The organism is Blautia hominis (assembly GCA_002270465.1).
In the GTDB taxonomy this organism is placed as follows: domain Bacteria; phylum Bacillota; class Clostridia; order Lachnospirales; family Lachnospiraceae; genus Blautia; species Blautia hominis.
In genome coordinates this window covers 161,603-174,288 of the sequence record NQOF01000005.1, presented here as the reverse complement: position 1 = coordinate 174,288, position 12,686 = coordinate 161,603, and the positions used below count along the sequence as shown (strand labels likewise).

Annotated in this window: 9 protein-coding genes; 8 read left to right on the top strand and 1 reads right to left on the bottom strand. The window is 47.4% G+C overall.

Annotated elements, in window-relative coordinates; translation table 11 throughout:
- Window positions 1-48: 48 nt before the first annotated feature.
- The 6 genes from CI595_RS17235 to CI595_RS27190 all read left to right on the top strand — a co-directional run bounded on the left by CI595_RS17235 (window position 49) and on the right by CI595_RS27190 (window position 5,665).
- Window positions 49-600 carry an ATP-binding protein gene (locus CI595_RS17235; protein ID WP_095174874.1) on the top strand — a complete coding sequence of 184 codons (552 nt, stop codon included), beginning with the start codon at window positions 49-51 and terminating at the stop codon, window positions 598-600.
- 82 nt (window positions 601-682) lie between these two features.
- Window positions 683-2,275: a hydroxylamine reductase gene (gene hcp, locus CI595_RS17230; RefSeq protein ID WP_187144037.1), complete on the top strand. Its 1,593-nt coding sequence runs from the start codon at window positions 683-685 to the stop codon at window positions 2,273-2,275.
- A 46-nt stretch (window positions 2,276-2,321) separates the two neighbouring features.
- Window positions 2,322-2,777 carry a pyridoxamine 5'-phosphate oxidase family protein gene (locus CI595_RS17225; protein WP_095174873.1) on the top strand — a complete coding sequence of 152 codons (456 nt, stop codon included), beginning with the start codon at window positions 2,322-2,324 and terminating at the stop codon, window positions 2,775-2,777.
- Between the two features lie 282 nt (window positions 2,778-3,059).
- Window positions 3,060-3,587, top strand: coding sequence for a DUF8052 family protein (locus CI595_RS17220; RefSeq protein WP_095174872.1), 528 nt, complete (start codon window positions 3,060-3,062; stop codon window positions 3,585-3,587).
- Window positions 3,588-3,652: 65 nt separating this feature from the next.
- Window positions 3,653-5,329, top strand: coding sequence for a carbon starvation CstA family protein (locus tag CI595_RS17215; RefSeq protein WP_095174871.1), 1,677 nt, complete (start codon window positions 3,653-3,655; stop codon window positions 5,327-5,329).
- A 189-nt stretch (window positions 5,330-5,518) separates the two neighbouring features.
- A complete protein-coding gene (locus CI595_RS27190; RefSeq protein ID WP_095174870.1) occupies window positions 5,519-5,665 on the top strand; it encodes a putative holin-like toxin in 147 nt (48 codons plus the stop codon).
- 151 nt (window positions 5,666-5,816) lie between these two features.
- Here the strand turns inward: CI595_RS27190 and CI595_RS17205 are convergent, their stop codons facing one another.
- Window positions 5,817-9,107, bottom strand: a complete 3,291-nt coding sequence (locus tag CI595_RS17205; RefSeq protein ID WP_095174869.1) for a tetratricopeptide repeat protein — start codon at window positions 9,105-9,107, stop codon at window positions 5,817-5,819.
- Between the two features lie 203 nt (window positions 9,108-9,310).
- Here CI595_RS17205 and CI595_RS17200 point away from each other — a divergent pair, with 203 nt between their 5' ends.
- Together CI595_RS17200 and CI595_RS17195 are read left to right on the top strand one after the other, a co-directional pair.
- Window positions 9,311-10,219, top strand: coding sequence for an AraC family transcriptional regulator (locus tag CI595_RS17200; RefSeq protein WP_242987018.1), 909 nt, complete (start codon window positions 9,311-9,313; stop codon window positions 10,217-10,219).
- A gap of 398 nt (window positions 10,220-10,617) precedes the next feature.
- Complete coding sequence (locus CI595_RS17195; protein WP_095175065.1) at window positions 10,618-12,654, top strand: beta-galactosidase; 2,037 nt, start codon at window positions 10,618-10,620, stop codon at window positions 12,652-12,654.
- Window positions 12,655-12,686 lie beyond the last annotated feature (32 nt).

Here is a 12,686-nt window from a genome sequence, read left to right as displayed (position 1 = left end):
ATTATAGTATATTATCCATGAAAAGACAAGAACAGAGGAGGAAATGCAATGGCAAGAAAACTGGTTCAGATAGATGAAAGTAAATGCAACGGCTGCGGTCTGTGTGCAGGTGCCTGCCATGAGGGTGCCATAGGCATGGTGAACGGCAAGGCAAAGCTTTTGAAGAAAGAATTGTGTGACGGTATCGGAGACTGCCTTCCGGTATGTCCCACAGGGGCCATAGCTTTTGAGGAGAGTGGTTCCCGCCCCTGGCCGGTGCAGATAAAACTGGTATCTCCGGCAGCATCCTTTTTTCAGGAGGCAGACCTGCTGATCGCAGCGGACTGCACAGCATATGCCTATGCGGGATTTCATGGGGAGTTTATGAAAGACAGGGTAGTGCTTATCGGCTGTCCCAAGCTGGACAGTGTGGATTATTCTGAGAAACTGTCGGAGGTCCTGGGGATAAATGAGGTAAAAAGCGTGACGGTCCTGCGTATGGAGGTTCCGTGCTGCAGCGGCATAGAGCGTGCGGTGAAAGCAGCTCTCTCAAGATCCGGAAAAGAAATCCCCCTTCAGGTGGTAACGGTATCTACCCAGGGTGATCTGCTGGAGAGATAGTGTCTCCGTTTAATATAGGCTGTATCATAAAAAGACCATGGCACGATAGATGTGCCCAACAGAAAAGGAGAGGAAAACAAGGATGGAAGAAAAAATGTTTTGTTATCAATGTGAACAGACTGCAGGATGCAGCGGATGCAAAGGGAACAGAGGAGTGTGCGGGAAACAGGATACCACCGCAAAGCTTCAGGATGAGCTGACAGGGGCTTTGATCGGACTTGCCCAAGCGGTGGGGGAGGATAAAGCGGAACCGGAGACAGACCGCCTCATGATGGAGGGCCTGTTTGCAACTTTGACAAATGTGAATTTTGATGATGAATCCCTGAAAAAGCAGATTGAGGCAGTGCATCAGGAGACTGCAAAGTATGTACCCGGATGTATGTCCTGTCAGGAACCCTGCGGAAGGACCGCTGATTATCCTATGGAAAAACTTTGGAAGGACCAGGAAGATATCCGTTCCCTGAAATCCCTTCTGCTGTTTGGACTGAGAGGTACCGCGGCCTATGCTTACCATGCCATGGTCCTGGGATATACCAATGATCAGGTAAACGCATTTTTCTATAAAGGGATGGCAGCTATCGGCCAGGACAGAGAGATGGAGAATCTGCTTCCTCTGGTCATGGAAGAGGGGGCAGTGAATTTTAAGTGTATGGAACTGCTGGATAAAGCAAACACAGAGACTTATGGGATTCCTGCGCCGGCCAAGGTGGAGATGAAAGTGGAAAAAGGGCCGTTCATTGTCATTTCGGGCCATGACCTGAGAGACTTGAAACTGCTTCTTGAACAGACAGAGGGAAAAGGCATCAACATTTATACACACGGGGAGATGCTGCCTGCACATGCTTATCCGGAGCTTAGAAAATATGCACATCTGAAAGGAAACTTCGGCACTGCATGGCAGAACCAGCAAAAAGAGTTTGCCGGCCTTCCGGCTCCAATCCTTTTTACCACCAACTGCATTATGCCTCCGAAAGACAGCTACAGGGACAGGGTATTCACCACAGGCGTTGTCAGCTATCCGGGCATGACCCATGTGGGGGAAGACAGGGATTTCTCTGCGGTCATTGAGAAAGCAATAGAACTGAAAGGATATTCAGAGGACAGGACTTTTTCCGGCATCAACGGAGGAAGCACTCTGACAACGGGCTTTGGGCACAACACCATTTTGAGTGCGGCAGACCAGGTGGTTGAGGCTGTCAAAGCAGGTCAGATCAGCCACTTTTTCCTGGTAGGGGGATGTGACGGCGCCAGAACAGGGAGAAACTACTATACAGAATTTGTTCAGAAGGCGCCAAAGGATTCCGTCATCCTCACGCTGGCCTGCGGAAAATACCGTTTCAATGACCTGGATCTGGGGGAGATCGGGGGCCTTCCCAGACTCATGGATATGGGTCAGTGTAATGACGCTTTTGGTGCCGTTAAGGTGGCGTCTGCTCTGGCAGAAGCCTTTCACTGCGGTGTCAATGAACTGCCGCTGACCCTGGTACTCTCCTGGTACGAGCAGAAAGCCGTAAGTATCCTGCTGACACTTCTGCACCTGGGGATAAAAAATATCTATCTCGGACCAACATTACCTGCCTTTGTGTCAAAAAATGTGTTAAACTATCTGGTAGATAATTTCCAGATTTCACCTGTCAGCACACCGGATGAGGATTTAAAAAAGATCCTGGGATGACATTTGGCCGGTCTGCGGACAGGGCTGACAGAACAGGAGGATATGTATGAGAAGAAAAGACAGGGAAATGTCACGGGAGTTTGCTTTGGAAGTATCAGACAAATGTGAATGGGCTGTGCTGTCTATGACAGACCGGGAAGGGATGCCCTATGCGGTACCCATAACCATAGTCAGAGACGGGGATGCCATCTATTTTCACACGGCAAAGGCGGGCAGGAAAATAGATATCTTAAAGCAGAACCCACAGGTCTGCCTGGTATGTGTGGGAGACACAAAACGGCTTGAGGATCAGTTTACCACAAAGTTTGAATCAGCCATTATCAGCGGACACGCAGAGGAAGTGACAGATGACCGGGAGAAGATCAATGCCCTCAGAATTCTGTGTGAGCGCCACACCCCTGCAAATATGGGCGAATTTGAAGATGCGGTCAGAAAAAGTCTGAAAGTGACAGGTATCTGGAAGATTCGGATGAAGGAAGTCACGGGGAAAGCCAAAAAATAATATGGAATAGAGGGAAAACACGCATGGATATGAAATCTGTGCGTGTTTTTTTCTGCCCGAAAAAAGGCGTGCGCAAGCAATTTCGGGACAGGCATGGAAATCCCAAGGGAGAGGGTGCGGGGAGTTGTGATATAACTGTAAGTTATGGTAGATATGAAAAATGAAACAAAGGGGTTGTAATATTTATAATATAATGGTATATTTTATATAAATTTTATAATTACTTTATAAAGTTAATAAATTACTACTGAAACCTAATACAGCTTTTATGTGGAGAATAAAATGAATAGTGAGTACATACTGGATAAGATAGTCGATACATACAGGTCAAATTTTGATGTGGAGGAGCCGTATGAGTTTCATGGAGAGGTTTATGATGCCTATGCCGGATTCTGCATGACCAGTGCCAAATATGTACTGGTAAAACGGGCGGAGCTGTGGCGTGCGCACTGTTTTGAACACGCTTTTTTTCAATGCAGGGATGTGGTCCAGAATGGGGATATCCTGCGCTTTCAGAAGCAGCTCTTAGAATATATGGAACCTGAGCTGGTCAGAGGCGGGGAGCAGGAGCCGGTTAAGGATCACATGTATACTTATCTGACAGGCGTGTTTATCTCTGAGAAGGCGGTCTCTGACGAGGCGGTAAACTCGCTGAAAAAACTGAAATTCAGAAAAAATTACCGGTTTGCCGTACGGGGATTTTCGGAGGAGCGTGTGGTGCTTTTTGATATGGAGAACCACAGGATTTATGGCAACGCTGCGGCAAAGGATTTGGTAAAAGGATATAAAAAGATGTTTCCATCTTTTTAAATATCACCGTAACTGTACAGCACCTTCACAGTTACATATCATCTAATAAGAGGAGGAAATGAGTTATGAGTGGAGTTGTAATTCTGGGTGTGGCAATTTTGATTTTCGTGATTGCCTATGTGACCTACGGTTCCTGGCTGGCAAAACAGTGGGGCGTGGATCCCAAACATGAGACACCGGCACATACGGAGGAGGACGGCGTGGACTTTGTGCCTGCCAAAGCACCTGTACTGCTGGGACATCATTTTTCATCCATCGCGGGCGCGGGTCCTATCAACGGACCTATTCAGGCAGCTATTTTTGGATGGGTGCCTGTGCTTTTGTGGATCGTTATCGGAGGTATCTTTTTCGGAGCAGTGCAGGATTTTTCCGCATTGTTTGCATCCATCCGCCACAAAGGAAAATCTCTGGGTGAAGTTATTGAAGAGAATATTTCCCATAAATCAAAGGTATGCTTTACAGTGTTTGCCTGGCTGGTACTGATTCTGGTTGTCGCGGCATTTGCGGATATTGTGGCGGGAACCTTTGCCGGATTCACGGCCAATGCAGACGGGGATATGGTAAAAAATGCTGCCAATGGTTCTGTAGCTATGGCATCTATGCTGTTCATTCCCCTGGCTGTGGGATTCGGTTTTCTCAACCGGAAAAACATAAATCTGGGTATCACAACCGTTGCCGGTGTCCTTCTTCTGGCACTGTGCATCTTTGTGGGACTTAAATGCCCGATTTATTTTTCAAAAACAGCATGGCTTGTGGTTATTTTTATTTATATATTTATTGCTTCTGTGGCGCCTGTGTGGATCTTGCTGCAGCCCCGTGATTATCTGAACAGTTTTCTGCTGTATTTTATGATGATCGCCGCAGCTATCGGTATTTTCTTTACCAATCCGGATGTACAGCTCAAAGCATTTACCGGATGGAATATCGGGGGGCAGACATTGTTCCCGTTCCTGTTTATCACAGTGGCCTGTGGTGCAGTGTCAGGATTCCACAGCCTGATCGGGTCAGGTACCACCTCAAAACAGCTCAACAGCGAGAAGGACGCAAAGCTTATAGGGTATGGTTCCATGCTCATCGAGTGTGTGCTTGCAGTTATCGCTTTGATCGCTGTGGGATATCTGACTTCTGACGGTGCCTATGCGGAGATCGGTACACCACCGGTAGTTTTTGCCACGGCGATCAGCACCTTCTTTGCAAATATGGGAATGGGGGATATGGCAGTCACAACCATGAAGACGATCATTCTTCTGGCTATTTCCGCATTCGCTCTCACATCTCTGGATACAGCTACACGTCTTGGACGTTTCCTGTTCCAGGAGCTGTTTGCTTTTAAAAAGGACGGAGGAAAGAATATCCTCAGCAACATGTATGTGGCAACCGTGATCACCATTGCATGCGCAGCGCTTCTTACAATTGCCGGATATCAAAAGATATGGGCTTTGTTCGGAGCCTGCAACCAGCTTGTATCTGTCCCTGCATTTTTGGCAGTTTCCTGCTGGCTGAAAAGGATTGGGAAAAACAACAAGATGTTCTACTTCCCTATGTTCTTCATGCTTGCGGCAACGCTCAGTACTCTGGTTCTCACATTTAAGAACAATGTGCTGAAGCTGGCAGGAGGAACCGGGCAGGCTCTCGTGGAGGGACTCCAGTGTGCGCTGATCGTTCCTATTGTAGTTCTGGCTGTGATCATGGCGGTTGATGGGATTAAGACTTTATTCAGTAAAAATGTAAAGACGGCCTGACGGCTGATAAGAGAAGGACCAAAACCCTTAAAAGGGGGGGTTGGTCCTTCTTCTTGGACAGAAATAAGAGAGCTATACAAAATAACAAAAATTATAAGCGTGTTGATTGCAAATAATTAGTAAGTATTTTTAAAGAATTTTATTGTTAACAGGATATGAATCGTGATAAACTTATAACAGGGTTTAGCCATGTACAGGGTAATAGCCTCCCTAACGGATAAAGAAGGGAGGTGGTGTGAGGTGAGTGCATTCGAGGCGATATCAATAATGTTATCCTTTGGAATATTCATTATAACACTGCTTGCCTACATAGAGAGTAGACACAAGCGAAAATAAAAATACCTACCCTGTTCAGCACAACAGGGTAGGTGTGAAATAAAATCCCACGAGGCTGCCACCTATGTGGATGGCTAAACCTCTCTCTATCAGTACTATAACATAAAAGGACATAAAGTTCAACAAAAAATAACCATGTCTCCTTCATCCTTTACAAACTTTTACGATATTTCAATTCTCGCAGAAACGCTTCTGCTTTAAAATGATCATTTTGTTTCCCCAGAATCTCTTTCAGCAGTGATACTGCTTTTTCTTTTTCACCAAGTCCGGCTGCGCCCAGCGCTCTTAAGTAGCGGCAGTATTGGGTATTCCTAAGCGGCAGATCATCCTGGAAGACCTCGATCTCCGGCAGGGAGACGGCAAAGAAATCATAGGATACCTTATCAAAGAGATGTTTTTCCCCGTAGGTGATAAGCTGATGGAAGGATTTTCTTGCCGCGTTTTCCTCCCCCAGTTCCCGGTATGCAAGCCCCTGATAGTAGATATAATCAGATGGCTGGTCATTGTAATAGAGGACGGAGGACGGTTCCTGGGAGCCTGAGGCAGCCAGGCGGAAATATTTAACGGATTCTTCTTCCTGCCCCATCATACGGCAGGCCTTTCCCATGAAGTAGAAGGCTTCATTATCCGGCACATTGGGCAGTTTTCCCTCTCCCAGATTTTCCGGATAGGTGAGGGATGATTTTAGGAGAGAAAAGGCCTTCTTCGGTTCATTTTCTTCCAGTTTTTCCTCCGCCAGACGTATCAGGGCAAAATGATACTGGGCGCTTACCTTTCCTTCGCCGCCTTCCCACGGATGGAATTGCCGGGAAGTGAGAGCGGCAAGGGCATCCCTGTAACGTCCGGTACCATTCAGGAGAGTGATATATCGCAGGTATAAGTCATCTCTGTGTGCTGTGATCTTTGGGTGGGATTCCATGGTTTTAAGGCGCTCTTTTACCGGAATACAAAGTTTGGCTGCCAATTGGTCGTATTCAAGCCACAGCCTCGGATAAGTGCTGTCCAGGCCGCAGGCTTTTTCCATCATCTCCATAGCCTTTTCAGGCAGGTTTTTCTTATTATAGTAAGCAATGGCAAGATTGCGGCATGTCATGGCAAAGTCCGGTTTTTCCGCTGCGGATAGTTCCCAGTGGACAATGGCTTCCTCATACTGCTTTTTATCATACAGAAGGTTACCGAGATAGTAGTGTGCCATGGGGGCGGACTCCAGCAGGTTTACCGCATCCGCCAGAATGCCGTATTCCTGGGTCCGGTTAGGGAAACAGTAATCAGAAGGTGCGGCCTCGGCCCTTTTTGCACAGGCAAGGGCAGCCTCCCGGTTGTCTGTCAGCAGATGGATGCTGGATTGGTAATAAAACAGCATGGGATTTTCAGCCTCGCAGGCTTCCAGGATCCTCAGCGCATCTTCATACAGCCCCGCGTTTTTATACAGATAGGAAAGTTCCAGGTAATTGTGGGCTTCCCTGCGCATTTTCTCTTTCCAGAACAGGAATGTGCCGGAGGAGACTGCTTTTTCATACAGGCATCCCATATATAACGGGTCAATGGAAAGGCTTTCCTCCACCAGGTCGGTGTTATCTCTGCCAAGTTTTCTCATGAGAGCTGCTTTCAGGGTGCGGACTTTCATGCTGTGCCAGTTGCGCAGCAGAGCTTTTTCGGCAAATTCCAGGGCCTCCTCATATTTTCCTTTTCGGGCGGACAGGCAGGCAAGCCAGTAAAAACCTGTACTCTGTGTCTCAGCGCTCCATGTGGATTTGTAGAAGGCATCGAATGCCTGCTCCTCCTGCCCGTCAGCTTCCAGGGCCAGCCCCAGATTAAAATAACATTCCCCGGTATAGGGGTTAGGATTTTTCCGGGTCTGTTTTTCCACGGCGGCCTGAAAGTGGCGGATGCTGTCTTTTATATGCCCTCTTCTAAAAAGCAGGAGGCCGTATCCATTGTTCAGGCGGATATCCGTGGCGTCCCGTCTGAGGCCTTCCAGATAATAGGCAGCCGGATCATAGGTGGCATGACGGTACTGTTCCAGGTGGGAAGCCGCCAGGTAAAGCTCTTCCGTGGATCTCATATCCTGGGGAGCTTTCATAGGACTGGCGGGTTCAGGGATGGGTTTCAGCTTTTCTTCATAAACCGCATATTCAACCAGGACTCTGCCGCTGTGGGATACCGTCACCTTACAGTCCGGCATATGGACGGGTGCCGGGAATGAGACTTCATAGCATTTTTCAGGTGTCAGGTCCGCAGATGTCTCACAGAGGATCTGATCCTTTTCCAAAACATGGATGGATGCATGTTCATAAACTCCCGTGGTATAGACTTTTAAGGTGACCGAGCCGTCGGCGGCGGGGGTGCTGATGCTGACCATGGCCTCCTTTGTGGCATTGCCAACTCTGCCCACACCTTTGTAAGGCATAAAATACTGGACAAAAGTCTTCTCTTCCTGTGGCTTCAGCCAGGTGAAATCCGGCTGGTTGTCTGTGAAAACCCCGGTCATCAGTTCTATGTAGGGACCGTCCTCGTCTGTCAGGTTTCTGTCCCAGGTACGGCCAAAATCCCCGTTTCCCCAGGTCCACTGCTTTTTGCCGGGGGAAATGTGGTGGTCAGCCACATGCAGCAGCCCGGCCTCCTCTTTTTCGTCATAGTTTCCAATAAAATCATAATCTGAGTGGGCAGCCATATAGGAGGTGGGAACCTTCACGTTTTTATAACGGGAAATGTCCACACCCGCGGAGTAGTCACATTTATAATATTCCCCTGTGGCAATAGGGAAGGTGGAAACCGCCCGTTTTCCGTGGTCCATAACAGCGTTCACATCCGGCGGAAATACGGAGTAGGTATGGTCATTTACCGGGACAGCAGGATTGGCCCACCACAGGAACGTCTGGGGGAGATCTGTATTGTTGTAAAGCTGTCCCTTGATCTCAATATAGGCCTTTTGGGGATACAGAGTGATGGATGCCATGCCTTTTGTACCGTACATCTTATCAATCTCACTGACAAATACGGTGCAGGAGCCGTCCGGATTCTCCTTTGTGGTATATTCCACCGGGGAGTACGTGGAGGGACGGTGGTGCTGAGGCCAGTTAAATTCGATTCCCCCTGAAATCCATGGCCCGGTAAGCCCTACCAGCGCAGGTTTGATCACATGGTTGTAATAGACAAAATCGTACCCATTGGTCTTGTCATAGGCTCTCTGGATACGGCCCCCCAGTTCGGGGAGTACCATCACCTTTAAATATTCATTTTCCAGGCAGACGGCATGATAGGTTACGTCCTCTTTTGTGTCAGAGATCTTTTCCGTTACCGGAAGCGGATATACTTTTCCGGTGCTTCCCTGATAAGCCCGTTTTTCAATAAAAAGGGGGCTTTTTTCCGGGGGATAGACTTTGTAGGTGGGGATAACGCAGGGTTCCTCCCAGATTCTTACCGGTTTTGCTTGTGACATATGCTTAGCTCCTTTTATCGTAACAATCCAGCAGGTCTTCCTGTTGCCTGGACAGTTACCTTTTATTTTTTATGAGGCGGGGGTGTAAATCTGTCCGCCGTTCCATTTGTTCTGCAATCATTTTACTATCCTGCTCACAGAATAGGAATATCATATTCTGGCTATTCATGGACAATATTACACTGGTGTGATACTATATTTTCATGAATATATTTGAACAGGAAATTACGGAAGAAAGAAAAAGAGACGGATTTAAGGGGGAGCGCATGGTGGTGCTTCCCACAGAGGCATTTCAGGATTATGTGGAGCATCCCCTTGTACGGAGGCTGTTCCTGACAGATGTGGGTTTTTTTCCCTGTGCAACGCATCATTACAGAGAAAGAAGGGATGGGATTGAGGAATACATTTTCATTTACTGCACAGCGGGAAGCGGAATCGTATATGTAAATAACAGAAAGTATATGATACATGAGAATGAAGCCTTCTGCATACCCAGATACTGCGGCCACAGATACTATGCCTGCGAGGATGACCCCTGGAGTATTTTGTGGGTCCATTTTAAAGGGGAGGATGTAAAGTATTTTCCGCTTGAAGAGTGCAAAACAGTGACATTCAATTCGGATAACGCCACCAACCGTATGATGTTTTTGTTTGAGCTGCTGTTCCGCGTGCTGGACGGGAACTATACCCTTGGAAATTTTATCTACATATCCCAGGTCCTCTCCCTGATCCTGGCTGAGACGTATAACAGGGAAAAGCACCACACCACGCTGGAGCAGAACCGCCATGTGACCAATGTGGTGCGTTATATGTACAAACATCTGCATGAGGAGCTGACCCTTCAGCAGATCGCAGAGGAATTTGAGTTGTCTAAAAGCTATCTGAATGTAATATTCCGGAAATATACCCGGCACGCGCCTATGGATTTTTATATCAGCCTCAAAATGAAGGAGGCCTGCAAACTTCTGCGTTCCACAAACCTCTATATTTATGAAGTGGCGCAGCAGCTTGGGTATCAGGACCAGTATTATTTTTCAAGGATTTTCAAAAAAGTAGTGGGAATATCCCCAAAGGAGTACAAAAACAGCGAATTTTTTCATTACAAGGAGTAAGGTCCATGTAAAAATGCCGGATTTTGACTGCAGGAGTGCAGCAAAATTCGGTTTTTTGCTTTGTAAATGGAAAATAGTCCATCAAATAGCAGAATACAGCATTTTACCCATGGGCATTACCGTATATACTATAACCGTAACGGTTCAGTACCCTCACAGTTACAGGCAAAAATCCATGCAGAATCGCCTTTGGTGATGGGATTTTTCCTTGGCCGTGGTACACATTCTTACAATCAGCGCAGTGAATGCGCAGGCCTACTGAATAGTTACCTATAGCCAACATAAAACCTCGGCGGTCAAAACGGAAAAGGATTGCCCTGTATACAGTGCAGGCTAAAGTATCTGTAGTGCAGCAAGTGCTCCGGAGTATACCTGAGGATAGAAGGATGGGATTTTATATGGGATATACATATAACAAGAATTATCTGATAAAAGACGAAAATCCATGGTTTCCGGTAATGGGTGAGATCCATTACAGCCGCTTACGGGAGGAGTTCTGGGAGGAATCCCTGCGGAAAATGAAAGCAGGCGGAATTACCGTAGCAGCCACATATGTTTTCTGGATACATCATGAGGAGGAGGAAGGGACCTTTGTCTTTGAAGGGTGCCGGAATCTGAAGAAATTTGTGGAACTCTGCCGGAAAATCCATATGAAATTGTTTCTCCGTATTGGACCCTGGTGTCATGGTGAGGTGAGAAACGGTGGTTTTCCGGACTGGCTGATGCAGAAGGGATTCACGCTCAGGTGCGATGACGAGAGATATCTGGCCTATGTAGAGCGGTTCTGGAAACAGATCTATGAGCAGGTCAGGGGACAGATGTACGAAGACGGCGGTCCCGTGATCGGCATACAGATTGAAAACGAGTATGGACATGTGGGTGGATCTTCCGGTGAAGCAGGGGAACAGCACATGAGGACATTGAAAGGGCTGGCTGAAAAAACAGGCTTCCGGGTGCCGTTTTATACGGCTACCGGGTGGGGCGGCGCTGTGACCGGCGGTATGCTGCCGGTCATGGCAGGCTACTGTGAAGCGCCCTGGGATCCACGGCTTACGGAGATAGAGGCAAATGAGAATTACGTTTTCAGCGGAAAAAGGAATGATGCCCTGGTAGCCAATGACCATCACGTGAGCGCTGAGCTGACATTTTCCCCGGAGGATTTTCCTTATCTGACGGCAGAGCTGGGCGGCGGTCTGCAGCCCACGGAACACAGAAGACCTGTGCCTACGGGAACGGATATCGGTGCCATGTCTCTTGCAAAGCTTGGCTCCGGTGTGGCTATGCTCGGTTATTATATGTATCATGGGGGGAGCAACCCGAAAGGAAAGCTTTCTACTCTGCAGGAGAGCAAAGAGAGTGGGTATCCCAACAACGTGCCTGTAATAAATTACGATTTTTTTGCCCCGATCCGCCAATATGGACAGATATCGGAGACATATAAAGAGATCAAGCTGCTTGCCATGTTTCTGGCTGATTTTGGGGATGATATGGCGAAACTTCCGGAGGAGATAGTGCCTGCGGATGTCAGCCCTGAGGATACCCATTCTCTCAGGACTTCATGGAGACATGATGACGAGCACGGATATGTATTTTTTAATAACTATCAGAGAAAAAGGACCATGGATACCCACAGAGGGGTAAAGCTTACAGGAAGGTGCAGAGACACGGTGGAATTTCATGAAATGGACATACCTTCCGGAGCTTATGGATTTTTTCCTTATCACATGAAACTGGGGGACAGGGAACTGGTCTCGGCAGCCGCAACACCTCTCTGTAGATTGGAAGGTTCGGAGACTTGCTATGTATTTTACGGTGACTATGAGCCGTTTTACTGTTGGAAGGGGGAAGACGCGGCATTGACGCTGCATCTTTCCAGAGCTGATGCTCTGAACGCATGGAAGATCACACTGGACAGAGACTATCTGATACTCTCCGATAATTATGTGTGGGAAGAGGATGGGGAGATAAAAGTAACCGGGGCACCGCATACAGAGATAAAATGTTATCCAGACATATCATCTGGAATTCCCGGTTTTGCCAGATGCGGCAGGGATGGTGCCTTCACTGTTTATGAGAGAAAAAAGGAAAGCGGTAAGACCGCTGCAAAATTCCGTTTAATCTCTGAGGATGAAGAAACCGGGACGTATGAAATAGAGATACAGTATGCGGAAGATATACTGGATTGCATCCTCACATTTGCATATGGAGGAGATAAGCTTGAAATATATCAGGGAGATGAGATGCTCAATGATCATTACTATACCGGGGAGCCGGCAGAAGTAAGCCTGCGGTATTTTGATTTTCCTGAAAGACTTTTGGTGAAAATCTACGCACTGCATGAAGGCCATAAAAGGTTTCTGGAAAAATGGCCCGAAATGCAGAACGGCACAGCCTGTGAACTGAGTGCCGTATCTGCAAGGGACGAGATAAGATAGATTTTAAGTAACTAAAAATCCCATCGCTAAAG

Excerpts from the sequence above, each read along its gene's own strand:
- CI595_RS17235 (WP_095174874.1), top strand. The coding sequence starts at position 49 with ATGGCAAGAAAACTGGTTCAGATAGATGAAAGTAAATGCAACGGCTGC.
- hcp (WP_187144037.1), top strand. The coding sequence starts at position 683 with ATGGAAGAAAAAATGTTTTGTTATCAATGTGAACAGACTGCAGGATGC.
- CI595_RS17225 (WP_095174873.1), top strand. The coding sequence starts at position 2,322 with ATGAGAAGAAAAGACAGGGAAATGTCACGGGAGTTTGCTTTGGAAGTA.
- CI595_RS17220 (WP_095174872.1), top strand. The coding sequence starts at position 3,060 with ATGAATAGTGAGTACATACTGGATAAGATAGTCGATACATACAGGTCA.
- CI595_RS17215 (WP_095174871.1), top strand. The coding sequence starts at position 3,653 with ATGAGTGGAGTTGTAATTCTGGGTGTGGCAATTTTGATTTTCGTGATT.
- CI595_RS27190 (WP_095174870.1), top strand. The coding sequence starts at position 5,519 with ATGTACAGGGTAATAGCCTCCCTAACGGATAAAGAAGGGAGGTGGTGT.
- CI595_RS17205 (WP_095174869.1), bottom strand. The coding sequence starts at position 9,107 with ATGTCACAAGCAAAACCGGTAAGAATCTGGGAGGAACCCTGCGTTATC.
- CI595_RS17200 (WP_242987018.1), top strand. The coding sequence starts at position 9,311 with ATGAATATATTTGAACAGGAAATTACGGAAGAAAGAAAAAGAGACGGA.
- CI595_RS17195 (WP_095175065.1), top strand. The coding sequence starts at position 10,618 with ATGGGATATACATATAACAAGAATTATCTGATAAAAGACGAAAATCCA.